We start from the raw sequence: 26,253 nt of genomic DNA on the forward strand, positions 1-26,253 counted from the left end.
AATAATAGATACAAACTTATTTTACTCCCAATAATATATCATATTTTTATATTTAACTGCAAGCATAGGAAAACCTAGGTCTAGAATAAGACCTAGGTTTTATAATTAATTTTTTTATTGTAAACCTTTATATAGCTTGTCCAATAAGATGCTATTCGGATCTTGTTTTAGTTCCCAAATCATGGCTCCACCTAAACCATTTAACTTAATATATTCTGCTTTATAACCTATGGACTCCTCATCTTCATAGGATATAAAAGTTGTACCATTATAAAGCCATGGCACCATATATTCTGAATGATAGTATCTTATAAAGCCTTGCTTATTTAAATATTTAGAAACAATATCAGCATAGCTAAGGGATGAACCACCATTAAAAGTCTGATACAAACCATTATTCCATACATTCACCATATTATATTGCTTTCCAAAGAAAGGAATTCCCATAACAATTTTTTCTTTAGGAAATCCAGCATTTATCCAAGATTTGACTGCCGTATCTACACTGGATTTAACGTAATTAGGGGAATCACCTCCATATAAAGGAGCATTGAAATCTGTATATTTATCCCATGTTCCATGCATATCGTAAGTCATAATATTTGCAAAATCTAAGTACCTATGGATATTCCACAGCTCAACATTATCAATACCCATAGAACCTGCTCCCCCTGCAATAGTTAATAAATAATGTTTACCATCTTTTTTTCCCTGTACATTTAATTTTTCTCGTATGTCCTTAAGTAAAAGAGTGAAATTTTGTTTATCTTCTTGCCTATATTTATTAGTTGGAGGTCCTCCACTCACTGGAAACTCCCAATCTATATCTATTCCATCAAATCCATATTTTTTTATAAAATCCACACAACTGTTTGCAAAAGTAGTTCTAGATTTGTCCGTTAAGGCTACATCAGAAAACTTATCAGACCATGACCATCCTCCAACGGATATCAGTATTTTAAGATTCGGATTAATTTTTTTAAGTTCATTTAATTTTTTTATATTAGAAGGGTCTATATATGAATCCCCTAAAGTTACCTTTAACTCCTTACTTATATTTGCAAAAGCATAATTGATATGAGTCAATTTAGTTGCATCGATTTTATCTGGAGTAAAGTTTGAATAAGCTGACCAAGAAGTATAATAGCCTACAGTCTTTTTTTGTTCCTTTGGAACTATATTGGCCATAGCATTAGGGGTTGTAGACAGCAAATTAAATGCCAAGAAATAGATAAGAATTGAAAATACTAGCTTTTTTTTATATATAGAATTCATATTCACGAAACCCTCTCCTCATTACAAAGTAACCTATGTGGATATATTATAGAATTTCATTTATTATGTCAACCAACAGAAAATGGCAATTTTAATGAAAAGAGGACTGATAAAATCAGCCCTCTTTATTAAAACATAGTCATGCAAATTGGTTTTTCATCAGATGCAAATATATTATTTACTTTTTTCAAGTAAGACTCATCTGAAATCAATGCCCTTCCATATTTATATAAGCTATTAAAGTTAACTGTACAAGTAATTAAGGAAGAAAAATCTGCTATATCTAAATTTATTTCAACATCATATTCTTTATTATCTACAATGGTAGGAAACCCATTATTGAAATCCACTATTATACTGCCATCATTATCTGCTACAAAGTTATCTCTTATAGTAATCTTCAATTTGCAGCTCTCATTATTAAAATTATGATTCCTTAGTTCATTTATAATTCCCTTTAAATCAATTACTCTATACATTATTCCCGTTCCCTGCATGCTAGATTCATGATATACCGGTGTTAAAATATTCCTAGAATCATTTCTAGGATCTTCTAATATAAATCTAAAGTTTTCATCCTGTATATTAAAAATAACATTATTTATTTGATCACTTTGACTATTTAAAAATGTCATTAATTCCATAAGTGATTCCTGATCTTCAAATAACAATTGATTCACTATAATATCATTTACAAAAATATTTTTATCATGACTTAGTTTAAATTCGAATACCATGTACCCCTTAATCTCATTGTTCTTCTTATATCCTACTACTTTCATCTTTGGATTGTTAAATAGTAATTGGAATTCCCTTTCATATTTTTCTATAAGTCCATTAGTTTTTTCATAGATTCTAGTATAACAATCCAATAATTTCTTGGCATCATCCCCTCTAATATGCTTTATATTTGATTTAGACTTACCCTTAGGAAGGTTAGAAGGCTTTACTCTATATTGATTCATACTGGTTCCAAATCCAAAGCCCATCTTCTTATAAAATTCGGGATTAAATGGATAAAGGATTGCCATAGATATTCCTTGGCTTCTATAATCCTCTATAAATTTAGTCATTATTGCTTTAGCTACCTTTTCCTTTTTATTCAATAAATCTACTCCTATTAAGCCTACTCCTCCGACTTTAATCTTTGTTGACAATAGATTCATTTTAAAATCATGATATCTCATACCACCAAGTAGGTTACCCTCTTCAAATACTCCATAAAATGTAACGAAAGGACTTTCTTCCTGTACTCTCATGGAATTCTCAACAAATTTTTTCTTCTGTTCCCTTGTCTCTATATTAAATCCTGGATAAGCATTCCCTACTATATCTGTAAAATCAGTAAAATCCTTTTCACTTGATAATCTCCTAATTTCCTTCATCCATATACCCCTCTTTCATTCTATTAGATAGTTAAATACATTTCATATTGTGATATATTATCTTTTTGAAAATTCATATGTTTTACAAAACCTTCTATATTAGCATTATTAGGAAAACTTATACTCATACTATTTAGATTTAGATCATTAGTTGCTTTTAGAATAAGACTTCTTCCTATTCCTTTTTGGCGATACTGTGGATTAACCCAAATGAAAAAAACTTTTCCATTTTTACTTATACTCATAGCTCCTATTAATTTGTTTTCCTCATAAACTCCATAATAATTCAATCCTTCAAGTTTTTTCATATAGTCAAAATCATTTTGCCAATTAATATGAATATCCTTTATCTCTTCTGATAAGTTCAAAATAGTATCGAAGGTTACTTCCTCTATATCTATAGCTTCATCTGCTTCTCCCTGTAGCTTATCAATATCTTTAATAGAATAATATTTTATATCATAGACTTTTTCATAACCCAATTTACTATAAAATTTGATAGCTCTATCATTCCCTACTATAACTTCTAAAAACAGCTGTTTACATTTATTGTCTACTGCAGCCCGCCTATGCAGCTGAAATAGATTTTTACTAACTTCTTTTCCACGGTAGTCAGGATGAACACAAAGGGCTCCACATCGAATAGTTCTGATTCCTTCATAATCTTTAACACTTCCTAAAATTAATCCTATTGGATTCCCTTCATCTAATGCTATAAATGAATGTTCTAATTGATTTCCTTCTGGTCCAAAGAAACGCTTCATAAAGTCCTCCTTAGAGATCTCAAGTTTTATTATATAATCTGAAAAACCGATTCTAAAGGCATTGTACACTTTTTCAAATTTGATATTGCTACAATAGTCATATATGATCATCTTAATCTCCTTTTTCGATTTTTTTCAATATCATATCTATATAATTTTTAACTATATCATGAGTCATACTAATTCCCATTACAGAATTCACAAATCCAATACCATCCATTGAAGATAAAATAATATAGACCATAGATTCTATATCTATATCTTCTTTAAACTCCCCATTATTAACTCCTTGCTGTAAAATCTCTGCTAAAATATTATAAAACATCTTATATCTTTCTTTAGCTTTGTCTGCCATATTTGGATTTCTAGAAAGCACAGACCAAAATTCAAAAGTAAAGCGAGACATCTTTTGAATATTTTCATCAAAAAAGCCTGTTAAAGTCCAATTGATATAACTAACAATTTTCTCTTTACTTGATTTTGCATCCTGATTATTATCCATAAGATTCTTTCTCTGTCTTAATCGTTCTTCTGCAATCTCTAAAAATATGTCTTCCTTACTTTTAAAATAATAATATATCCCTCCTTTACTTATACCTGATGCTCTGACAATATCATCTACAGATGTTTCAGAATAACCTTTTTCTGTAAATAAATTAAATGCATGTTTAATTATTTTTTCTTTTTTAGTTTCTACCCCTTTATTGCTAGGTTTTGACATATTACCTCCATACAAACCGACTAGTCGGTTTTTTAATTTTATTATATGTTAAATAATTGTAAGATGCAATATTATATTTAAATTTTATATATAAAAAATAGCCTACAAATCTCTTAATAGTAATCTACCATAATGTTGTCATTGCACTTATAGCTTATATACTGTATAATTTCTTTTTGTGTGGTATTTTTTTAATTTAGTTAAAGTTTAATGGAATATTTTTATCATAGAAAGGACATAGAAAATGAAACTTGGAATTGTAGGCCTACCAAATGTAGGGAAAAGTACACTTTTTAATGCAATAACTCAAGCTGGTGCGGAATCTGCTAACTATCCTTTTTGCACTATAGAGCCAAATGTAGGTGTAGTTGCAGTACCAGATGAGAGACTAGAAAAACTAGCAGAAATCTACTCATCAAAGAGAATTCTTCCGACTGCTATTGAATTTTATGATATAGCCGGACTTGTAAAGGGAGCAAGTAATGGAGAAGGTCTTGGAAATAAGTTTTTATCTCATATTCGTGAGGTAGAGGCTATAGTGCATGTAGTTAGATGTTTTAAAAACGTGGATGTAGTTCATGTAGAGGGAAGCATTGATCCCCTAAGAGATATCGAAACTATAAATCTAGAGCTAATGTTCTCTGACATGGAGCAATTGGAAAGAAGGTTGGAAAGATCCAAAAAAGCAGCTAAAGGAGATAAGAGTCTTTCTACAGAAATCGAACTCATTCAAAGAACAATTAAAGCCTTAGAAGAAGGAAAATCCGTGAGAACATTGGACTTATCATCTGAAGAAAATGAAATCGTGAAATCCTTTAATCTTCTAAGTTCAAAGCCTGTTATCTATGCAGCAAATGTTTCAGAAAATGACTTAGCTGATGGTGGAAGTTCAAATCCTTATGTAGCTAAAGTAAAAGAATTTGCTTCTACAGAAAATGCAGAGGTAGTCGTAGTAAGTGCACAGATAGAGGCAGAAATTTCGTTACTAGATGACGAAGAAAAGGCAGAATTTTTGAAAGACTTAGGTGTTGATAAATCTGGTCTTGATAAATTGATACAAGCATCTTATAGCTTACTAGGACTTATGAGCTTCTTAACAGCAGGACCTATGGAAACAAGAGCTTGGACCATAAAGAAAGGCACATTGGCTCCTCAAGCAGCTGGCAAAATTCACTCAGATATGGAAAGAGGATTTATCAGAGCAGAGGTAATATCATTTGATGATATTATGGCTCATGGGGGTAATTTAGCTTCTGCTAGAGAAAAAGGACTTGTGAGAATCGAAGGAAAAGATTATATAATGAAAGATGGAGATGTAGTATTATTTAGATTTAATGTATAGATGACAAATAATTAAGCATATTCTATAATAACAGATTAATCCACTATATAGAAAACATATAGTGGATTAATTATATATAAGCTTAAATATAATTGATAACTTTATTGCTATAAGTTTTACTTATCTGTTATAATTAAAAATATAAGGAAAATTCTGTTTATTATTTTAAAAAGAAGGTGACCCTTATGAGATATATTAGACTGCCTTGTTAATTTCTCTCATTACAAATAGCAAGAGCACCTCCCCTTAAGGTTTATAGTTTCAAATTTTTTCTATAATATTTGGAGGTGTTATTTTGAAAATTGTAAATATGAATGAATTTAAAGAGGATTTAATTCTTCAAGCTGCACAAATTCTTACTGATAGTCTCCCCATCGGATGGCCAACCCTTGATGATGCAATTGATGAGATTAAAGAAAGGTTGATCCCTGAAAACGTTTTACTTGCTGCTGTAGAGGATAATGAAATTATAGGCTGGGGTGGAATACTTCCCCAATACAATGGTAATGTTTTTGAACTTCATCCATTGGCGGTTAAAGAAAATATGCGAAGGAATGGTATTGGAGCTGTAATTGTTAAAGCTTTAGAAGATGCAGCACGCAGTCGTGGAGGAATAACAATGCAACTAGGTGCAGATGATAAGGTTAATGATAGGGAAACTTCCTTTGCCAATGTTGATCTATATGACAATTTACCTAGGCATATTGAAAATTTTAATCCCGGTACTCACCAAACTGGCTTCTATATGAAAATCGGCTATAAAATCATTGGAGTTATGCCTGATGCCAACGGCATAGGAAAACCAGATATCTATATGGGGAAACGCTTATAGTATGAAATGACTAAGTAATATCAGTTTTAAACCCACCTTTGAAATATCAGAGGTGGGTTTTAGAAATTTATTTATATTTATTTCATCTTAATTCCAGTTAGATTCTGTCCATTTTGATCTAATATTAGACTAGTTACTTTTCCGTCCTCACCTTTTACAAAGGTAATCTTGGCTTTTACTATTTTATAAAAATAGCTTTCCTCTGATTCAGGGAATATTTCATATTTATCTTGTCCTGTAACCATAGCATATATCTTTCCTTCTTCTGCTGTAATGGTAATAGTAAATCCTGGGAATATTACATATTCTCCTACATAGTTATCATATAAAGCCTTATCCTTTATTTGTATTTCTTTAATAGGTTCTGGTGTAGTATATTCCTTACCTAGTGTAATAGAAGCCAATGTATCCGTCAAATTTATAACATCATAACCACTTCTATTTGTAAGTACAATAATGGTTAAATCTTCATCTATAAATTTTGCTATATTAGCCGTAAATCCAAGAGTCCCCCCAGTATGAAAGATTTCCTTTCCATGCTCCGTATCTCTGATAAGCCATCCATATCCGTAATCTCCCATGCCTTGCATATCTATATATCCTTTGAACATCTTATCTAGGCTTTCTTTTTTCACAAGCTGTTCTGTATTTAATGCCCTATCCCATCTATATAAATCTTCTACAGTGGAATACATATTTCCTGCACCATAAGCTTGACTCAATAAAATTTCATCATCTACAGGAATCAAATCCAGATGTCCTGAATATGCAGTGGCATGATGAATTTCTTTATTTTTTCCGTAACATACTCCAGTATCCTTCATATTCAATGGTTTAAATATATTTTCATGTAAATACTCTTCAAATGTCACTCCGCTTACCTTTTCTATTATCTCACTTAACAATGCATATCCTGTATTGCAGTATTTAAATTGAGTCCCTGACTCAAACTCTAATGGCTTATCCTTAATAAGGTTAAGCACATCCTCTACCTTAGGATCTTCTGACTCCAAAGCATAAAATTCTGGCAACTCTGTGTAGTTGACTAATCCAGATGTATGGGTCAATAAATTATGTATTGTTATCCCATCCCCATTTGGGAAATCTGGTAAGTATTTCGATATTTTATCTTCTATATTTAACATTTGCTTTTCATCAAGCTGCATAATTGCCATAGCTGTAAACTGCTTTGTAACAGAACCAATTGCAAATCTTGTCTGAGTTTTATTTTTAATATTTTGATCTATATCTGCAAATCCATAGCCTTTATCTAAAATTACATCTCCTTTCTTAGCTATAAGTATGCTCCCATTGAAGTTTTCATATTTATGCAATAGCTCCATATAGTTATTCAATTCATTATTGACTCCAACATAGGATTGAAAATAATCTTCATTATTCTTTTTAATCTGATTTATTCTTAGACTTTGTGTTTTTGTATCCCAACCTACAACTAAATCCAATGCATCGCTTAAAAATGATAGTGGCACAAAAGTTTTACCATTTACAGCTATTATATTTGTCTCCAAATCAATCTCTTTTTGATCAAGTACAATAATAGACTTTCCTATGTTAACCTGAATATTACTGTTTTCATTAGAAAAAGTAATATTTTGATTACCGTTCCAAGTTATAGAATATCCCAACTTTTCAGCAAGATCACGTAATGGATACATAAGCTTTCCATCTTGATTTAAAAAGGCATTGTTCTCTAATTCAACTACTTCTTCATCTAATATTATCTGGATTTTAGAACCTGCTTCACTTAATGCATTAAATGGTATGCCTAAAATTAAGATAAATGATAATATTAAAGATATTAACCGTCTTGACATATATATTCTCCCCCTCAATTAATATAATTAATTATATTTTATACTAATTTCATGCTATAAGAAAGGTATTCTTCATTTAATTAAAATAGCGTAATAAAAAATAATTACCGCAAAAAGGATCTGTCTCAAAATGACTAAAATAATCATTTTGAAACAGATCCTTATATATTGGCAAACTTTATTTCAATGTATATTTAACTATTATAGATGGGTCTAATACTCTAAAAGTAAAAGACTCTGCAGCAAATAATCTTACCATTTCACTAGTGTGCGTTTGATATCCTATTGTAAAGTCCCTACCAATAGTAAGTTCTAGATCATCATGATTATATGGTAATAAATATGCGCCATCTACTACATGGCTAAATACAATTTTTCCGCCAATTAGATTCTCAATTCTTTCATCTAATGGATATGCTGTTTCTTTCGCTATAATTCTTTTATATGCTTCTTCATTTACAACTAAAGTAAAAGGTCTTTCCACATATGACTTTTTTAGTTCAATTAGCCCCTTAGTTATTGCTTCCATTATAGCTGTAGGATCTTTTCCGAATGGTATTTCCTGCAATTCAACTGAATCATTTATTCCTTTTATTGAAGCACTTTTTAACCCATTATATATTGCATTCTCTTCAAATAATGCAATGCTTTTCATTGCTTTCTCCAGTGGTTCATAGTTAATATCTTTAGCTCCTCGTGCGATATTATCTAATTCCCATCTATGCATTTCAAATTCTACTCTTGCTTCTGTTAAGGGTAAAACCTCATAATTACCGTAATAAACACCTTCTGAATCTTGAATATTAGTTAGTCTACCTTCTGTAATTACGTTATAATCAAGGCCCTTTGGCCCATTTACCTTCACCACTTTTCTAGCAGATAAGTAGGATTTTAGAACTTCTTTTGCCCTTTTATCTATTTCACTCCAAGCTTCATTAGATATAGGTGCTAATTCTCTATATAACATATATTATCCCTCCTATTTTAAATCCCCTATATTTAGATTTGATTCATCCTCAAACACTGATTTAATTTGCTCCTCTAAATGTGAAATAGGTCCTTCTGTAAATAAGTAGGCTCTAAGCTCTTCATCCCATTTATCCATGTTCCTCCTTAGCCATTCTAAAAGCATACAAGCGTGTTCTATCTCTTCATCTCTATTATGTGCCATTATAGCCTTTAACTCCACATCCTTTGAAGCATCAACCCTTTGATTATACCAATCAACAGCCTCTATCTCTTCCTTCAAACTATTTATGGCTCTTGATATGTTTAAAGTTTTTTCGTCCAACTTCCCCACTGGTTCATGATATTCGCTCATATTTAATACCTCCCGTTATTTTATTTTATCATTTTTAAATTACCCTATTAAAGTGTTGCTAAACAATTATAATATGTATGATTATAATTTAGAACTTCCTAACAAATAGCCTGTATAGCATAAATATTAAATACTATACAGGCTGATTTATAAAAAATCTAACGGAGTTGTTGTTCAAGTCTATCTTTTACTTCTTGTGGAGTTAATCCTTTAGCATTTATTACTGGTGCTTTAGTTTCTGTGTCGCTAATCCCTAACATATCCGTATTGTATCCTGCTGTTACAATAGCATCAAGGCCACTTAATTTTGAGATATTGTTATCTATTGATTCACTTAGTGCTTCTACAGAATAACCTTCCTTAATTAGGTAACCTGCTATATTGTTTAATCCTTTTTCCACACCAATTTTTTTCATATTTATCACCTCTAGAGTATTTTGCACAAATTAATAATATAATATACTCTGGATATTAATAACTCTCTTTTGGGTATTGTTGAAAATTATAACTATAATAATAAAATAAATTTGTGGAAAAGTATATATATACTATAATTCATATTGGAGGAATAAAAATGACAGTAAAAGGTTATTTTGGAGAAATAAGTGCCGCAAATGATGCTGTTAAAGAACTTAAAAATTCAGGTTTTAGTGGTGTTTTTGTAGATATTAACGATCATTATATTGGAAATAGAAATATTAAAACAAATAATCCAGGAACAAGTACAGCACCTAGCCTCTCTCAATTAGTTTTAAACTCTGGTTCGACTAGCTTAAATGAAGGAAATTCTCCCTTAGCTGCTGCTAGCCCTATGGTTAGTGGAATGGGTTCTTTTGAAGAAGTTGCAAGTATAAATTATGTTGTTAGTGTGGATGTAAATGGTGAAGATTCTCAGAAGGCTAGAGATATTCTTAAGAGTAATGGTGGATATTTAGGTAATCCAAATGTTAGTAGAGAAAAAGCTATATCTACTGCTGAGATTGATTTAGAAAAGGCTATCTCCACACTAGATGACAACCTATATTAAAAAATACTCCCAAAGGAGTATTTTTCTTATGCAGCTATATTTATACTATTTAATTCTTCTACAACATTTCTTATCCATTTTTTAGAGCGCAGTCGTTTAGCCTCAAAAAATATTTTTACTACCTCCTCCAAGGATATTATAAAAAATACCTTTTCCAACGGTAATTTAAAATATGTTGCTGCAATAAATCCTGCTGGAATAGCAAAACACCAAATTGTTCCAAGTTGCACTAACATGGAATATGTTGTATCTCCCCCTCCTCTAAATATTCCTACTATCATAAGGACATTGAAAAACCTAAGTGGTGCAAAAAAGGCCATGATTTTAAGTACTGTAATTGTAATATCTAATGTATCCTTATTAATCTTAAATAACCCTACAACTGCAGGAGATGCAATCCATAATGATATTCCTGTTATTAATCCTACAATTGGAGCAAATATACCTAACTTTATTGCATAATTAATTGCTATCTTTTCTTCACCTGCTCCAATTTTATTTCCTATCATAATAGCTGCTGCATTAGCAAGTCCTATGGAGAAAACCATAAACAAATTATTGATAGTACTTGCTATCTGCATACTAGCTACCTCACGAATACCTATTTTAGCATATATTATTGAATATACAGACAGTCCTATGGACCATACTAACTCGTTAACTATTACCGATGAAGATGTTTTAAAATACATCTTAACAAATTCATGGTCAAATCCTATAATATTTTTTAGTTTCCTAGGAATAACTGAGTTAGACTTATAGGCACAGACAATTATAAATATCATCTCTACCAATCTAGCTATACTAGTAGCTATGGCTGCCCCTGCTACTCCCATTGCAGAAAATCCAAAATGTCCAAATATAAAAACCCAGTTCAGAAAAGCATTTGTTAATACACCTATTAGACTTCCAAACATTGGTAGTCTTGCAATACCAATACATCTTAATGTTGTAGAATAGGCTTGAGTAATACTAGTAAGTACAAAGGTTACTGAAATAATTCTAATATACTGAACTCCTAAATTTATAACTTCAGTATCCTTAGTAAATATTTTTATTATTTCTCTAGGAAATAAAGATGCTGGAATAAAAAATAAAAATGAAACTATAAGACTCAAAATCATATCTAATCCTAACATCTTCCTTATATTTGAAATATCCTTTTTACCCCAAAATTGGGACATAAATATACCTGCTCCTGCATTAATTCCTGTTAGACATAACATGAATATAAAAAAATATTGATTAACTAAACCCACAGCTGCAATGGAACTTTCTCCAAGTCTTCCTATCATTAAATTATCAACCATATTTAGAGATGAACTAATTAAGTTCTGTAAAGTTATGGGTATAACTAATGTAAGAATTGCAAGGAAAAACCTCTTGTCTTTTAATGTCTTTTTCATTTACGTCATCCTCCTATTTTTTAACACAAAAAAGCAAATGGGTATTGGAAGCCGCCCATCTGCCTTTATATTTATTATATATTTAATTAAATTTACATAATAAATTATACAGAAAGATTATATAACAGTCAATATCTTTCTAAATACTTATAAAGCTTAAAAGCCAGCCTACATTAATAGTAAACTGACTTCTTCATCTTTTGTACTTAAATTGTTCTTTATCTTTTGTATAAGTGTAAAAACTTTATATTAATAATTTACCATGTAAAAGAAGGATTTCATATTCTGAATTTTGTCCCTAAACTAGGTACATTTGTCCTATCTTAAGTTCTTTTTTCTAATCCAATAGCTAGCTGCTTCTGTTCTATTTGAAACATTTATCTTTTTAAAAATATTACTAATATAATTTCGAACAGTTTTATCTGAAATTGACAATGACTCTGCTATCTCCTTATTAGTCTTACCTAAGCTAAGAGCTTGTAATATTTTTGTTTCTCTTGGACTGAACTCCGAACTTTCTTCTATTTTCTGATTGTCTAGCTTTATACTATTAAAAACTCCCTCTGTAACAGAAGGGTCCAGTACTGACTCCCCATTATGTACAGATAATATAGTTTTTATTAACTCTTCTGATTCAATATTTTTTAATAAATATCCATCAGCTCCCGCCCTAATGGTTTCCATGACTATATGTTGCTCCGCATAAGCTGTTAAAATAATGATTTTGATATTTGGAAATAAATTCTTGATACTAATACAACCATTTACTCCGTCACCATCAGGAAGCTTAAAATCTAATAAGACGACATCTGGATTAGTATCAATAGTCATCATAATAGCCTCTTTTAATGTTGCTGCCTCTCCACATACCTCTAGACCATCATTTAATTGCAACAATAGTCTTAATCCGTCTCTAACCACACTATGATCATCTACTAATAAGACTCTTATCTTGCCCTTCATGTCTTGTATCCCCCCAAGGTATCATAATCTCCACTTTTGTACCATTTCCTATCTTATCAATATTAAGTATTCCTCCAATCCTCTTAGCCCTTTCTTCCATGGAACTAATACCAAAATGTTTCTCAAAGTTCATACCCTTCATAGAAATTCCTAAACCGTTATCTATTACTTTAATATATAAAAAATCATACTTACTCTCTAATAAAACTTCTGCATAAGTAGCCTTAGAATGCTTAATTACATTGCTAATAGCCTCTTGAACTATATAATAAATTTGTGTAGATTTTTCTGGAGATAAATGTCCATAGTTTGTTTGAGATGTATTACTTTTAAACTCTATTGGTATATCCTGATTTTCATTAAATTTCCTTACTAATTGTTGAAGATTATAGTTTAAATCCTCCATTTCTATAATTTCCAATGTACTTGATGATAAAAATTCACGAGTCTTATCTATTGTATTATTTAAGTCAATTTTTATTTCCTTCAGCATAGGCTCTATATTATCTTCCGATTTATTTTTTATCAAATATTCTACCTTTAGTCCTGCTGCATATAGGCTTTGTATTATGCTATCATGTATCTCTAGTCCCAGCTTTCTTCTTTCTTCGGAGGCTATTCTACGTTCTTCCAATCTATTTATCTTTTCTTTCTGTTCCCAACCAAATGTATCTATTACTTTAATTAATAGAAAATTAATAGTTATTCCAACAGATGCTTTGAATATTTGAATGGGAAATTGAAAGATTTCTAGAAATAAATTATCATTTATAATATTAGCAGGGAAAAAATTCATCTTTTTTACAATAAGTCCATCTAAAAGACCATAGATTAAAAATATACATGCTAATCCTTTATATCTTTTAGCCATACTATTAGATTTTCTTTTTTCTATGGTTTTACCATTTAAGTATAAGGCAATAGCCGACACTATACCACCTGAAAGTGCCATTATATATCTTAGTACTATAATATTATATTTTGGATTTAATATAAGATAATCTTGTCCATAATAAACAGATAATAAAATAAAACCTGTCATCCACACTAAAAACAATATAATAGGAACTTTAAGAATAATCTTCCGATATCTATGTTTTAATGGTAATAAACTAATCCCAAAAATCATCAAATAGGCAAATGAAACTGCCTTTAAAAAATATTTTATAACAAATAAAAAAATATATAGATTGGAATAAATATCTAGGATTTCAATCATTGTAATCCATTCTGTAATACCATGACTAATACCAAAGTATCCTAAATATTTCAATGATTTTACCAGTGGTAAATCAGTCACTTCTGCATCCTTTCCTTGAATGGAAAATATCCCCATATTGATAAATGCAAATCCATAAATTAAATATAAGAGAAAATAGTCTCTAGCCATATAAAACTCTCCCAAATATGTTTTGTCAGTAAATTTATTTCTATTATAACATAGTGCTGAATTATAATCATATTCTTGAAAACTAATCTATTTTTATTATAATCCTTAATTTTCATTACTGTATTATTTTTTAATATATAGAGAAAATATTAATACAGAATAATTTATATCACAAAATATGAAAGTAGGTAATCCACATGGAGAAGAGATTTCTTGCACCCTCTGAAGTAGCAAAATCGATCATTGCCTCAGCAGAAACAAAAGCAAGTTTATCAGTAACTAGGCTACTAATCCTTGGAATAATGGCTGGAGCCTATATTGGTTTTGGAGCCTTTGGTGATATTGTAATCATGCAAACCTTAGGTAATATAGATGTTGGACTAATGAAATTCGCAGGTGGTTTAGTTTTTCCTGTCGGTCTAATGCTTGTAGTTTTTTCAGGTTCTGAGCTTTTCACTGGAAATAATTTAATGACTATGGCCATAATGGATAAAAAAATATCTGTATATGGATTATTGAGAAATTGGTTCTTAGTATATTTGGGAAACTTCATAGGCTCTTTAACTCTGGCTTACCTTATACACAAGTCATACCTGGTAAGTCAAAGTGTGCTAGATGTTACACTTAATATAGCTAGTTCTAAAATGTCTTTAAGTTTTCAAACTGCACTCATACGAGGAGTACTGTGTAATATATTAGTCTGCCTTGCAGTATGGATGGCTGCAGCGGCACAAGATATAATTTCAAGGATATTTGTTATATGGTTTCCCATAATGCTATTTGTTTTATCTGGATATGAACATAGTGTGGCTAATATGTTTTTTTTACCATTAGCAAAGTACTCAGGACTTAATACTACTTGGTCTAATATATGGTTTTCAAACTTAATTCCAGTGACATTGGGCAATATTTTAGGTGGTGGAGTAATAATACCTATTGCCAATTACATCACCTATATACTTCCGGAGAAAAATAAGTAATAAAAAAAAACATGGGTATCATTCTACCCATGCCTTACTTTACATTCAATTTCATTTACTTGTAATTATTTTCTCTTGCTATTGCCTCATCTTTAATTTCTTCTTTCATTCCCTTTAGAGATTCTTCTCTCCTTTTATTTTTCTCCATTAATGCTTCTTTAGTCTTTTCATCATCTGTTTTTGCAATCATTTCTTCTGCAAGATTGTAATTTTTAATTGTATTGTCAATATTAAATTGTATCTTCTCAACATTATCTCTTCTGTCATCTGGTTTTGGTTTGTTATTCATAATCTGCATCTCCTTATTTTTATTAATTTGTTTTTCATCTAGAAAGGACTACAATCTTATTATTTATCTATAAGCTGTTTTTGTCCCATTTCAACTAATTTCTTAGTCATCATTCCACCTACTGTACCAGCAGTAAATATATTCTCTATAGGGTCTAAATTTGAAAGATTATTTGATAAGCCCATTTCATTGGCTATCTCCATTTTCATTTCTTCTAAAGCTTTTACAGCATTAGAATTCAATGGTCTTTTTGCCAAAATACTCACCTCTATATTAAAGTTTTATTCTTTATTATTTTGTATGTTTTAATGATTTTAAATACTAGGTAATTTAATGAAAGTATAAGATAAATATTTACTGACTTTATTATAATTTACATATTCCAAAGTTTATCTTTATATTATTTATAATAATTTAGTCAAATAAGGAGAGAAGCATATGTCATATGATTTGAGTAAAAGTACTGGAAAATTCAAAATATTTTGGAATAAATTGGGCCAAATCTAAATGTAATTGAATTTTGCGCTTCAACTAAAACTGCTCAAGAGGCGGCAGACGCAGTAAGATATAATGTATCTCAAATAGCTAAATCTTTAATTTTTGAAGGAAAAACATTTCAAAACCTATATTAATAGTTGCAAGTGGTATAAATAGGCTAAATGAGAAAACAATAAAGAATTATATTGAGGAAAAATTAGAAAAGACAAATGCTGGCACACCTCATGCTATATTTAAACTGACTCCGCAAATTTTATTAGAAATAACACGGGAAAATATAATTTGTATCAAATAACTTAGAACCATAAAATATTAAATGTTTTGTGGATTAATTACTCTTTCTTAGTCTTTATCTCAAAGATAAAATAATAATACTTGAAAATTGCTATCAATATTATAAATAATTTAATAAACAGCTTTCCTATAATTATTAATGGAAATAATAACATTAAATCAGAGATCAACATTATTGTTATTTTTCTCTTTAATGTCATTGACCTATCTCTAATAAAATCTTCTGCATAATCTTTGTATAATTTTGTGCTTTTAAGCCATAAATCAAATTTTTCAGATCCCTTTACAAAAAACATAGATGCTAATATCAAAAATGGTGTTGTTGGTAATACAGGTATAATGACTCCTATCATTCCAATTACCATAGAAATAATTCCTAATGTGATGAATATTAGATTATATAACTTCATTGGACTTCTTCTCCTTTATGGATTTGTAATTATAGAATAATTATACCTTATATATAGAAACAAAGATATCTTAAGCTATTTATCATATTAAAAATCCCCTTATATAAGGGGATTTTTAGGTGAATTATATTTATCTTATATAAGGTTTTATATATAAGCTTTTATGAGCATTAAATTTCTTAGCTTGAATCTTCCATCCTCTACTAGCAATTAATGTATATAACCAGCTAGGTATCATTTCTTTTGATACTAGATTTATTGCTTCCAAAGGGATGCTCTCATTCTTAGTTATTGCATCTATAGTTATATCTAAAGATTTTACTATATTTCTAGTCATGCCGCCTAAATTTTTAATTGGCATACTATTTATTGCAGGACCACCTCCTATTGCAAGACCACCAAACCATTGAAATCCAACTTTATCTGCAAAGGTTTCACATATTTTAAGAGCCGTATTACTATGAAATGATTCTGGAAAACCATTATTTACAATAGAAATAAAGCTTTGTTTTTTAGAATTTATCCTTTCCTCTCTGTTTTTCCCTATAAGTTCAAAGGCTCTAATCAAAGGAGATGGCAAGCTGTCTACATATAAAGGAGCAGAGACTATAACTATATCAGCATCATTTACCTTGGCGAATAGACTTTCTATGTCTTCCTTTAGGATAGAGATTATATGGAGTTTGTCACATATATACCCTTTATCATTTAATCCTTCAAGTAGATAATTTCCTAGGGATTCAGAGGTACTGTTTTTCTTTTTAAGACTTCCTATTAGTAATAAAGCCTTTTTGTCATTTAACATATTCTATCCCCTTCCTATCACTCAACTTCTCTCTTATTTGATGTTTAATCTGTTCCTCTGATTTATTATATATCGTTCCTCCACTGAAAGAATTATACCAATTTAAAGAGTTTCTCTTAATAAGATTATTAAATACTTCTTCCATTTCATTGTCTTCTTCTGATATCAAGCCTAATGCTACTACCTCCGGATATGTTTTATATCTCTCCTTATGATGCACTTCTCCGCTAACCTTTTTAAAAAATGGAAGTAATAAAGGAATTATTCTATCTAGAGCCTTTTTAAGTTCAGATGAATATCCTCCATAGACTACGGGTGTAAGATATACTACTAAATCCATATTAATTATAGTTTCTGTAAGCATTCGTCCATAATCATCTATTACGCAAATTCCAGGAGTTTTTACCCAGCAGCCAAAACATCCCAGACACTCTCCTATTTTCTTTTCATTTAGTACAATAGATTCTACTTCATAACCCTGTTCGATAAGTGTCTCTTCAGTAAGCTTATTTATTCTTTCCATACTTTGGTCGTCTTCTAATGCACCATTAAGTATTAATGCTTTCACCTATACATACCTCCCTTATCTATTATTTAAATCCTTTAAGAATTTTTCATACCAACTAGCCATAAATCTTAAATGGTCTATACCAAAATAGAGTGTTGATATTTCAAAATATCCTGCCTCATCCCTAATCTCAACCTCAAGATTTTCAAGCTCCTCTAACTTTTTATTAATATCTTCAATTAACTGCTCTACAAGCTGTGAAACTTTTTTCTTTGGAAGTTTTTCATAGAAAAATATTTTGGCAAGAATATCCTCATAAGATCTCATAAAATCTATAGGCTCTTCTAGCCATTTAATAAACGCATCATTTCCAGCTTCATTGATACAATATACCTTCTTGTATTTTCCATCCTCTATAACCTTAGTAGAGTTTATTAAACCATCTCTTTCTAATTTATTTAGCGCAGGATAAATACTTCCAAAACTTGCATTAGCAAAATTTGATGTACTTTGAATCATAATTTGCTTTATATCATACCCTGTGAGGTTTTTATATGTTAAAAAACCTAAAATTATAAATTTTATCATTAATATCACCCTTTCTTAATGCTTATATATCGTTTCGATATATATCATATAGCTATATATGTTAGAAGTCAATATAATATATTAAACTTATAAAACTAATCTAACTATAAGTCAGGAAAATCTTTAATTAATATTATGATTACTCAAAGAATAATGCCTTTATACAAAAATAAAAATGCTAAATATATATTTAGCATTTTTATGGCAATAAAATAATCTCAAAAAATATTCATAACTCTAACTATGCTATTCCATTCTACCCCATTTCATCTCTACGCCTTCTTTATCATACTTCTTTCTTTTTCCAGTAATTCTTTCGATATCAATACGTATTACACAAGTAATCTTTAAAGAACCTTCAATAGCTGCTTCAAAATATGGCATATTCCAAGGACTATACTTTTCTGATAACAGCCTTAACCCTAAGATTTTTTCCTTCTCATCTTCAATAATATTAGCCCTACCAAAAACTACTGTTGATTCAAATTCAGTGGTAAACTTTTGACTTGCTATCTTGCTAAATGTTTGAGGATCTTCCATAGCTTTTTCTAATTCTCCAGAAGGTCCTGGTGGTGGAACATTCACATCCCCAACAAAAGACATACATATTTGGGAATTTCTTTTTATATTTTCTATTTTACTACCCTGATACGCAGAATGGATATATATTTTATTCTCACATCTAGCAATGGAAACTGGAATACAATAAGGATTTCCCCCTTCATCAATAGTAGCTAAAGTTCCAAATTTGGCTTTATCTATAATGGAGTAGGCAAAATTCTCGTCCATTTCTCGATCCTTCCTTCTCATTTCCTTCATACAAATCCCTCCCTTACTTTTACTGCTACTCTCCTCTAAAATTATATATATTATAATTCAAATTTTAATTCGCCTCAACTATAAAGACTAATTTATCTATTCTAGTTACTTCTAATTTCTTTCCATGAACTTTAAATTGTTCTCTTAAAAAATCAATATTTGAATAATATTCATCCTCTATTTCTTCAATTTCACCCTTAGTTAAAGTTTCCATAATTTCTTCTTTATCTTTTTGACTTTCAAACATTAAATCTCCTATGATTATCTTTCCATCTAATTTTAAAACCCTAAGCATTTCATTGATTGCAATTTTTTTTTCCTCTTCATCTAGATGATGAAACGCATAAGTTGATACTATAACATCAAATTTATTATTTTCAAAAGGAATCTTTAGAAAATCACCTAACCTTAACTTTAACTTTGGAAACTTTTCCTTCGCTACATTTAACATTTCTCTTGATTGGTCAATACCAGTTATATCATAATTTTCATCTAAAAATCTTCTTGATAGATTCCCTGTCCCCACACCTATTTCCAATACTTTAATAGTCATTTTCTTATCTACAACCGCTTTTTCAAAAACAGTATCTAATAACTTATCATAGTTTTTATAAAAATTTAATGTGCTACAATCTTTTCTTATTGATTCATCATACGTTTTAGCCCAACTATTAAAATCCCATTTATCCTTCCATTCATTTTTAACTTTCCATATTTCATTCATTGATTCTATTACTTTTATTATTTCTGCTTTATAACTTTCATTTTCACTCTCATATACATTATCCATAATGTCTTCCAAAGACCCCTTTATCAGCTGCATCTTATGAATTTGGTTATTCACAACTTCCCATTGAGTATAGAAATGATTTAATAAATTGTTTTTACTCTCATCCTTAAATATATCTCTAATACTTTCAATTGGTAAATTTAATTCCCTATACATTAGAATTGTATGGAGTTTTATTAAATCATTTTCATTGAAATACCTATAATCATTTTCAGCATTCCTCTTAGGATTAATTAATTCTTTTTTCTCATAGAATCTAATCTTATTTGTAGATATATTAAATATCTCAGATACTTCTTTTACAGAATAAGGTTTCTTCATTGTATAACCTCCATTTTTTTATCATTCTATATACACTATAAACCTTAGTCTAAGGCTAAGGTCAAGAAAAATAAAAAGAATATTCATATAATATTTGACATTAAAGTATTACATATATATTTGTCCTACATTTTTCGATATGGATTTACTTTAATATTGGAATCATTATAGGAATTTTGCACTATTTTGTTGTCCCTACTTTTTGCCTATAATTAAATGGATAGAAGTTTTATTATGCCATTTATATAGGAGGATGATATTGTGACCAAAGAGAGTACTAAAAAAAAGGGCATTAGTTGGTTTAAAACTACTAATCCTAATCAAAACCTTTTAGATCTAAACAATATAGAACAACAAGTAGAAGTAACAGAAGCTATTAAAGAAGAAAAATTTCCTAATTTAAAAGAGTCTGAGCAAATAAGTACACAAAACAATAATCCCCTATTTTCAAAAGATAATCAAGACAAAGTAGTTCTAGATTTAATTGTTTCCATGGAAAATATCATAAAAGATCGTCAATTGATATTCTATAAAAATAAAGGCCTTGAGGAACAATTATATGCTGCTAATGAGGCAATTAGTCGTATTAAGCAAGATTTAATGAAAAAAGATCAACTTTTACAGGAGAAAAATAAAGAAATTCGCGGACTAGAAAATAGCTTAACAAACAAACAAATGAACTACGATCAATTGCTGGAAGACTATAAAGAGTATCAAAACAATTCAAATATGGAATATGAAAAGATTTCAAATCAACTTGAAACTGAAATTAATAAGTACAATAAACTCAATGAAGAGTCTATGAATGCTCAATACCAAAGTATGTTAAAAAGCAATGAACTTGAAGAAAATATTAGAAGGCTAGAAACAGAAAACCAACAATATGTACAGCAATATGAAAAAATACTTCATGAGAAATCTGAATTGATGAAAACCATAAATGATTTTACAGAGCGAATGTCTTTCTCTTTTTCTCCAAAGGCAACTAATCCTAATATATCTGATTCAAAGTAAACAATTATCAAAACCTTATTTTAACCTAAAGAAAGGGGGCCAACTATGTCAATTTATAGCGGAAAACTACTTGAACTAAAAGAAATTAAAAATGAATATGATAAATTTTTTTTACAAGTAAGGCTCTCATTTGAACAAGATATTGAAATGTTTTGGGAAATTGATAAATATACAGCTGAAAATTTAAAAGACCTTATTCAATTTGACGAAAAACATAAATATAGATTATCCTTTAATAGCTCTTGGGACGTAATCCAAAAACAACATAAAAGTGTATTGACACGAACATATCGTGATCAAAGTGATATAATAAGTTTTTCATGCTCAGAAGATTATATAAGTAAATTAAATACTATTAAACATTGTCAAGACATTGCTGCTTTGGACAAGCCAATCTTCATACCTATAAATTTAGAATCAACTGATGAACTGCATAAAGATGAGGAAAAGATATCAAAGAATTACATTGGTAAATTTAAAATGACATCTATTGCTATTATGAGTGTAATATTCGTCATATTATTTGGATATTTAAGCCGTCTTTATCTAAATAAAACCGCATTTGATGAAAAGGCATTGGCTCAGTCAATTCAATTAAATAATGAAATGACGGAGAAACAAAGTGAAAACTTAGAATCAGAGAATAGCATAACAATCGAAGACCTTTTTTCTATTGAGTCTGTTATTCCTTTTATAAAACTTGAAGAATCAATAACATATAGCGTTCCAGAAGGAAATGTTGCTCTTACCTTCGATGATGGTCCTTCTCAATATTCTATAGGAATTATGGATGTACTAAAAAAATATGGAGTTGGTGGAACATTCTTTTTTACTGGACTTAATGTGAAGAAATATCCCGATTACGTTCAGTGTATTCAATCTAACGGCTATTCTATTGGCAGTCATTCGATGAATCATATTAATATGCCTACTCTTTCTTATGATAAACAAAAAAGTGAACTTATAGACTCTATTGAATTACTGGAAGAAGTAACCAATCAAAAGATAACTCTCTTTAGACCACCTTATGGTTCTCTTAATAAACAGATAAAAGATTTAATATACAATCAGCAATATAAAATAGTGCTTTGGAATAATGATCCAGAAGATTGGAAAACCCGGGATGCAGATAAGATATTCTATTCTATTCAAAACTCCAATGTATCAGGTTCCATCATTCTTCTCCATGAATCTCAAGCTGTTATTGATGCTTTGCCAAGAATAATTGAGTATTTGCAAGAACTTAATTTGGAAATCATAAGCCTGAAATAAAGTTTAAATTAAAGAGCGGCAGATTTTTATCAAAATCTACTGCTCTTCCATTATATAAAATATAATCTTATTCCAATATTGGTATATCATCTATACTATCGTTACCAGATAGTATATTATATAACCTTGCCATAGTAGCTTCTTTATAAGGATTTACAAAAATCCCTCCTATACCAAAGAAAAACAAACCCAATATATACCAGCCTAAAAATGATAAATCTAGTACAAACATATCCATCTTATGTCCATCTGTCATCCTTCTGCTTCTACTTATGACTTCATCAGATGGTAAATTAGGCTCTTCAGACAAAATATATGGCACCATGCTATATTCATATGCTTTTATTATTCCTGGTATTATTAATAGTAATGTCCATAATAAATTATATAGTCCTCTTATGAATTGTGTTTTTACAATTCCAAAATACTCATTAGAGTTAAAGGTTGAAAATAAATTATTTATGCTAACATCGTCCTTGAATCCCCTGAGAAAAAATCTATTTTTTCCTACTTCAAGAGCATAACCTACTGTTATTAAAAGTATTATAAAAAAGATGATCATTGCTATAATTAGGCCCTTTGATATGTAAAATATAGGAGATCTACCAAGTTTTCTAATAGTAAAATTTAATACAGGATTATTAGATTCTAGAGCTATTTTATTTCTAACTCCGTTAATTGTCTGATTCTGAGAATATTCAGTAGAAAGCCTCACTTGTCCATTACCACTACTATTTCCAATTATAGCTACAATAAGGCATACTAAAAATGTTTTCCAATAATATTTTCTCAAAAAATCCTTTGCATAATTCTTAATAGATTCTCTTGACCACATAAAATCACCCCTTAAGTTATAATAAACATCATTAATGCAACCCTTTTCTAATTATATATCATCTCCTTTTAAACTTATATTTTATTTATACTTACCCCTTATTTTATAATACTATCAATCAATGGCTTATTATGATATAAACTTATCAAATTGTATAATAAATTAGATATTATGTTATCTACTTAACAGTAGAAAAAATTGTAAGCATATTATAATTAATAACAAAAAAGGCCTCTAAAGAAACATTTCAAGGAGGCCTTTTTTGTCCACTGCATAAGCGACTTGCACGAAATCAAAGATTTGGAAAATCTGCTTAAAACTCATTGAGATTAAGTTCTAAAATGAAAAAGAGAAAAAAGTAGAACTTTACTATGAATTATAAAAAAGACTAAAAATATTTTTAGTCTTTTAACTCCAGTAGGATAATTTTAAAAACATATTCATAATTTTAACTAATTCATTATATTCTTCCTTAGATAGCACTCCATAATTCTCGCCATAAATACCTCTGGATTCTAAACTCCACAAAAATGACTTATAATTAGGATGCTTATTAATATTATCCCTTAATAAATATATAAAATCTTCTAGCTTTTGATAATTTATTGTATTATAACCTTTCTCCTTTTCATATAAGGACAAGTCTAATATCAATTCTAAAGGTTTAGTGACTATATACCGATAATCATTAGTATTATTGGGTAGAAAATCATTTTTGTAATTTTCATAGCTTTCACATACTATCCTATACATGATATCTCTCCCTAAACTTTGGTAATTGTCTTATAAATTGTTCTTTTTTTGATTCATATAAATCATTTCTAGCTAAGACTTCGTCTATGATTTGATTTATTAATCCTTCATTAGATACTTTCATAAGCTCATTAATATCTTCTATATCCTTTTGCTCCAACCTTATTATTTTACTTACAATTATATCTTCTACTGACAGCAAATACACATTTATATATTTAAATTTATCTAATCTTATTGATCGTTCTTTATATTTAGGTGATATTAAAGTACTTTCATACTCCAGCATATCAAAATCCCTTAATTGTACAAAAGCTCTACCTAATTTAGAAGAATAGTTTAAATCTATAAAGTCAAAATCTCTTGTAGCTCTTTCTGTATAGTTTCCTAATACACATGCAGAACCACCTAGAAAGTATATATCAAAGGGCTCAATATTGAAAACCTTCGCAACCTTTTCCATATCAAAAATTCTCTCTTCTAACTGTTTCTTTATCCCCATAAGTATCACCTTTAATACTTTATATATTCTAATACTATTATACTACATTATGTTATAAACATCTATTTTTAATGAATCTATAGTACTCACAAAATATCACTTTTCTGCTACAACACAGATTGTTTTAGATTCTTCATCATATTTTTTTCCTGAAACATCGGAATAAATTTTAATGTTTTTAAATCCTACTCTTCCAAGTTCATCAATTATCATTTCTTTAGTATAACAACGATCCCATACACGAATAACATCTACCTTGCTTTCCTGATCAATAATGACATATTGATCGAGTCTAATATTATCTTCATAAATATAGTGAGCTTGTAAACATAAATGAGTCTCTGGTTTCCAAAATCCACTTCCATGATGCAAGTACCAATTGCTACTTTCTTGCTTCCTCTCGTAGTTCTTTGGTGTAAACACATCAAGTATAAACTGGCCTCCTACTTTCATAGCAGAATAAGTTTTTTGTAATAAGATTGCTCTATCATTATGTGATAACACCCCATAATCACAGTAAATTAGCAGAACTAGGTCATATATACTATCATAATCTATATCAAGGTAATTTTTATAGATATATTCAATATTATATCCTTGTTTATTTGCTTGTTCTTTAGCATATTCTATAGATCTTTTTGAAAAATCTATCCCTGTTACTGAATATCCTTTATAACACAATTTCTCTGCATATATTCCAGGTCCACATCCCAAATCTAAAACTCTCCCTTTAGTTTCTGAAGGAGCTACTGTTTGAATCCATTCCACTGACTTATGGATAAAATCATGACTTCTGCTTGCAGCCTCCATTGTTGGATGTAGATGAGCCTTTAACATCTCTTTTGAAATATGTTTATCATCCCAAAATTTTCCGCTACTTGGTGCATATACTTCTGGCTTTTTTGTATATTCAAATAATTTATTTATCATTTTATAATCACCTAACCCTTTCAATCAATTCTTATTGTTTAAATCTTTATTCTAATTTTCGTAAAATATAAATTCATCATAAATTTTCTATTAACGTTCTCTTATAATCCCTTAGTATATTCTAACGCTGTTTCGAAAAATTCTCTTAACACTTTATTGATAAGAACTCCATAAAAACTATTCAATATTATCTCTTATATATTGTATCTGTGAAATCTCCTCTTCTTTTATAAATACATGTAACAATATGATTATGGTATAAATAAAAAGAGCCATAGTTTTAATCTACGGCTCCTTCAAATATTATAAGGTGCTATTGCCGTGAAAATAAAAATAAAATCTTCATTGATAAATTAGATACAACAAAAAACTGTTATAATCAAC

At 29.4% G+C, this 26,253-nt stretch carries 29 protein-coding genes; 6 read left to right on the forward strand and 23 right to left on the reverse strand.

Annotated features, from left to right (window positions below; all coding sequences use genetic code 11):
• Positions 1-114: 114 nt before the first annotated feature.
• From KQI38_RS04660 to KQI38_RS04675, 4 genes are all read right to left on the reverse strand, one after another.
• Positions 115-1,275 carry a glycoside hydrolase family 18 protein gene (locus KQI38_RS04660; RefSeq protein WP_246565607.1) on the reverse strand — a complete coding sequence of 387 codons (1,161 nt, stop codon included), beginning with the start codon at positions 1,273-1,275 and terminating at the stop codon, positions 115-117.
• 128 nt (positions 1,276-1,403) lie between these two features.
• The gene (locus KQI38_RS04665; protein WP_216556425.1) at positions 1,404-2,660 is read right to left on the reverse strand and encodes a GNAT family N-acetyltransferase; all 1,257 of its coding nucleotides are present in this window, start codon (positions 2,658-2,660) and stop codon (positions 1,404-1,406) included.
• Between the two features lie 23 nt (positions 2,661-2,683).
• A complete protein-coding gene (locus tag KQI38_RS04670; protein ID WP_216556427.1) occupies positions 2,684-3,424 on the reverse strand; it encodes a GNAT family N-acetyltransferase in 741 nt (246 codons plus the stop codon).
• Between the two features lie 112 nt (positions 3,425-3,536).
• Positions 3,537-4,145, reverse strand: coding sequence for a TetR/AcrR family transcriptional regulator (locus tag KQI38_RS04675; RefSeq protein WP_216556429.1), 609 nt, complete (start codon positions 4,143-4,145; stop codon positions 3,537-3,539).
• A 244-nt stretch (positions 4,146-4,389) separates the two neighbouring features.
• On the opposite strand from KQI38_RS04675, the gene ychF reads away from it, so the two are divergent.
• Both ychF and KQI38_RS04685 read left to right on the forward strand, forming a co-directional pair.
• Positions 4,390-5,487: a redox-regulated ATPase YchF gene (ychF, locus tag KQI38_RS04680; protein WP_216556431.1), complete on the forward strand. Its 1,098-nt coding sequence runs from the start codon at positions 4,390-4,392 to the stop codon at positions 5,485-5,487.
• Positions 5,488-5,782: 295 nt separating this feature from the next.
• A complete protein-coding gene (locus tag KQI38_RS04685) occupies positions 5,783-6,319 on the forward strand; it encodes a GNAT family N-acetyltransferase (RefSeq protein WP_216556433.1) in 537 nt (178 codons plus the stop codon).
• Between the two features lie 77 nt (positions 6,320-6,396).
• Here the strand turns inward: KQI38_RS04685 and KQI38_RS04690 are convergent, their stop codons facing one another.
• From KQI38_RS04690 to KQI38_RS04705, 4 genes are all read right to left on the reverse strand, one after another.
• A complete protein-coding gene (locus KQI38_RS04690; protein ID WP_216556435.1) occupies positions 6,397-8,154 on the reverse strand; it encodes a serine hydrolase in 1,758 nt (585 codons plus the stop codon).
• 178 nt (positions 8,155-8,332) lie between these two features.
• Positions 8,333-9,121 (reverse strand): family 1 encapsulin nanocompartment shell protein, encoded by a 789-nt coding sequence (locus KQI38_RS04695; protein WP_216556437.1) that lies wholly within the window; start codon positions 9,119-9,121, stop codon positions 8,333-8,335.
• Positions 9,122-9,133: 12 nt separating this feature from the next.
• Positions 9,134-9,475 (reverse strand): encapsulin-associated ferritin-like protein, encoded by a 342-nt coding sequence (locus KQI38_RS04700; protein ID WP_216556439.1) that lies wholly within the window; start codon positions 9,473-9,475, stop codon positions 9,134-9,136.
• Between the two features lie 158 nt (positions 9,476-9,633).
• Positions 9,634-9,891: a YkuS family protein gene (locus tag KQI38_RS04705; protein WP_094902912.1), complete on the reverse strand. Its 258-nt coding sequence runs from the start codon at positions 9,889-9,891 to the stop codon at positions 9,634-9,636.
• 158 nt (positions 9,892-10,049) lie between these two features.
• On the opposite strand from KQI38_RS04705, the gene KQI38_RS04710 reads away from it, so the two are divergent.
• On the forward strand, positions 10,050-10,502 hold the full coding sequence (locus KQI38_RS04710; protein ID WP_216556441.1) for a hypothetical protein: 453 nt from the start codon (positions 10,050-10,052) through the stop codon (positions 10,500-10,502).
• A gap of 26 nt (positions 10,503-10,528) precedes the next feature.
• On the opposite strand, the gene KQI38_RS04715 is transcribed toward KQI38_RS04710, so the two are convergent.
• From KQI38_RS04715 to KQI38_RS04725, 3 genes are all read right to left on the reverse strand, one after another.
• Complete coding sequence (locus KQI38_RS04715) at positions 10,529-11,908, reverse strand: MATE family efflux transporter (RefSeq protein ID WP_216556443.1); 1,380 nt, start codon at positions 11,906-11,908, stop codon at positions 10,529-10,531.
• Positions 11,909-12,226: 318 nt separating this feature from the next.
• Positions 12,227-12,871, reverse strand: coding sequence for a response regulator transcription factor (locus KQI38_RS04720; protein WP_216556444.1), 645 nt, complete (start codon positions 12,869-12,871; stop codon positions 12,227-12,229).
• Complete coding sequence (locus KQI38_RS04725; RefSeq protein ID WP_216556446.1) at positions 12,837-14,261, reverse strand: sensor histidine kinase; 1,425 nt, start codon at positions 14,259-14,261, stop codon at positions 12,837-12,839. Before KQI38_RS04725 ends, KQI38_RS04720 begins: the two co-directional genes overlap by 35 nt.
• Before the next feature lie 197 nt (positions 14,262-14,458).
• On the opposite strand from KQI38_RS04725, the gene KQI38_RS04730 reads away from it, so the two are divergent.
• Entirely contained in the window at positions 14,459-15,241 is a 783-nt protein-coding gene (locus tag KQI38_RS04730; protein ID WP_216556448.1) for a formate/nitrite transporter family protein, read from the forward strand.
• Between the two features lie 55 nt (positions 15,242-15,296).
• Here the strand turns inward: KQI38_RS04730 and tlp are convergent, their stop codons facing one another.
• From tlp to KQI38_RS04770, 8 genes are all read right to left on the reverse strand, one after another.
• Positions 15,297-15,530: a small acid-soluble spore protein Tlp gene (tlp, locus tag KQI38_RS04735; RefSeq protein ID WP_216556450.1), complete on the reverse strand. Its 234-nt coding sequence runs from the start codon at positions 15,528-15,530 to the stop codon at positions 15,297-15,299.
• A 59-nt stretch (positions 15,531-15,589) separates the two neighbouring features.
• Positions 15,590-15,796: an alpha/beta-type small acid-soluble spore protein gene (locus KQI38_RS04740; RefSeq protein WP_338114402.1), complete on the reverse strand. Its 207-nt coding sequence runs from the start codon at positions 15,794-15,796 to the stop codon at positions 15,590-15,592.
• A 564-nt stretch (positions 15,797-16,360) separates the two neighbouring features.
• On the reverse strand, positions 16,361-16,732 hold the full coding sequence (locus KQI38_RS04745; protein ID WP_216556452.1) for a YbaN family protein: 372 nt from the start codon (positions 16,730-16,732) through the stop codon (positions 16,361-16,363).
• A gap of 130 nt (positions 16,733-16,862) precedes the next feature.
• Positions 16,863-17,537, reverse strand: a complete 675-nt coding sequence (locus KQI38_RS04750) for an NAD(P)H-dependent oxidoreductase (protein WP_216556454.1) — start codon at positions 17,535-17,537, stop codon at positions 16,863-16,865.
• Positions 17,527-18,105 (reverse strand): flavodoxin family protein, encoded by a 579-nt coding sequence (locus KQI38_RS04755; RefSeq protein WP_216556456.1) that lies wholly within the window; start codon positions 18,103-18,105, stop codon positions 17,527-17,529. Before KQI38_RS04755 ends, KQI38_RS04750 begins: the two co-directional genes overlap by 11 nt.
• Before the next feature lie 15 nt (positions 18,106-18,120).
• Positions 18,121-18,633, reverse strand: coding sequence for a PadR family transcriptional regulator (locus KQI38_RS04760; RefSeq protein WP_216556458.1), 513 nt, complete (start codon positions 18,631-18,633; stop codon positions 18,121-18,123).
• Positions 18,634-18,879: 246 nt separating this feature from the next.
• Entirely contained in the window at positions 18,880-19,452 is a 573-nt protein-coding gene (locus tag KQI38_RS04765) for a pyridoxamine 5'-phosphate oxidase family protein (RefSeq protein WP_246565588.1), read from the reverse strand.
• A gap of 64 nt (positions 19,453-19,516) precedes the next feature.
• Entirely contained in the window at positions 19,517-20,563 is a 1,047-nt protein-coding gene (locus tag KQI38_RS04770) for a MerR family transcriptional regulator (RefSeq protein ID WP_216556460.1), read from the reverse strand.
• 261 nt (positions 20,564-20,824) lie between these two features.
• Between KQI38_RS04770 and KQI38_RS04775 the strand changes: the two genes are divergently transcribed.
• Positions 20,825-21,577 (forward strand): hypothetical protein, encoded by a 753-nt coding sequence (locus tag KQI38_RS04775; RefSeq protein WP_216556462.1) that lies wholly within the window; start codon positions 20,825-20,827, stop codon positions 21,575-21,577.
• A gap of 45 nt (positions 21,578-21,622) precedes the next feature.
• Positions 21,623-22,849 carry a polysaccharide deacetylase family protein gene (locus tag KQI38_RS04780; RefSeq protein WP_216556464.1) on the forward strand — a complete coding sequence of 409 codons (1,227 nt, stop codon included), beginning with the start codon at positions 21,623-21,625 and terminating at the stop codon, positions 22,847-22,849.
• Positions 22,850-22,916: 67 nt separating this feature from the next.
• Here KQI38_RS04780 and KQI38_RS04785 read toward each other — a convergent pair whose 3' ends face one another.
• The 4 genes from KQI38_RS04785 to KQI38_RS04800 all read right to left on the reverse strand — a co-directional run bounded on the left by KQI38_RS04785 (position 22,917) and on the right by KQI38_RS04800 (position 25,869).
• Positions 22,917-23,684, reverse strand: coding sequence for a DUF975 family protein (locus KQI38_RS04785; protein WP_216556466.1), 768 nt, complete (start codon positions 23,682-23,684; stop codon positions 22,917-22,919).
• A 408-nt stretch (positions 23,685-24,092) separates the two neighbouring features.
• A complete protein-coding gene (locus KQI38_RS04790) occupies positions 24,093-24,437 on the reverse strand; it encodes a hypothetical protein (RefSeq protein ID WP_216556468.1) in 345 nt (114 codons plus the stop codon).
• On the reverse strand, positions 24,430-24,939 hold the full coding sequence (locus KQI38_RS04795) for a DUF6036 family nucleotidyltransferase (RefSeq protein WP_216556470.1): 510 nt from the start codon (positions 24,937-24,939) through the stop codon (positions 24,430-24,432). Before KQI38_RS04795 ends, KQI38_RS04790 begins: the two co-directional genes overlap by 8 nt.
• A gap of 96 nt (positions 24,940-25,035) precedes the next feature.
• Positions 25,036-25,869 (reverse strand): class I SAM-dependent methyltransferase, encoded by an 834-nt coding sequence (locus KQI38_RS04800; protein ID WP_216556472.1) that lies wholly within the window; start codon positions 25,867-25,869, stop codon positions 25,036-25,038.
• Between the last annotated feature and the right edge of the window lie 384 nt (positions 25,870-26,253).

Origin of the sequence: Tissierella carlieri, assembly GCF_018917285.1 — a bacterium.
GTDB lineage: Bacteria > Bacillota > Clostridia > Tissierellales > Tissierellaceae > Tissierella > Tissierella carlieri.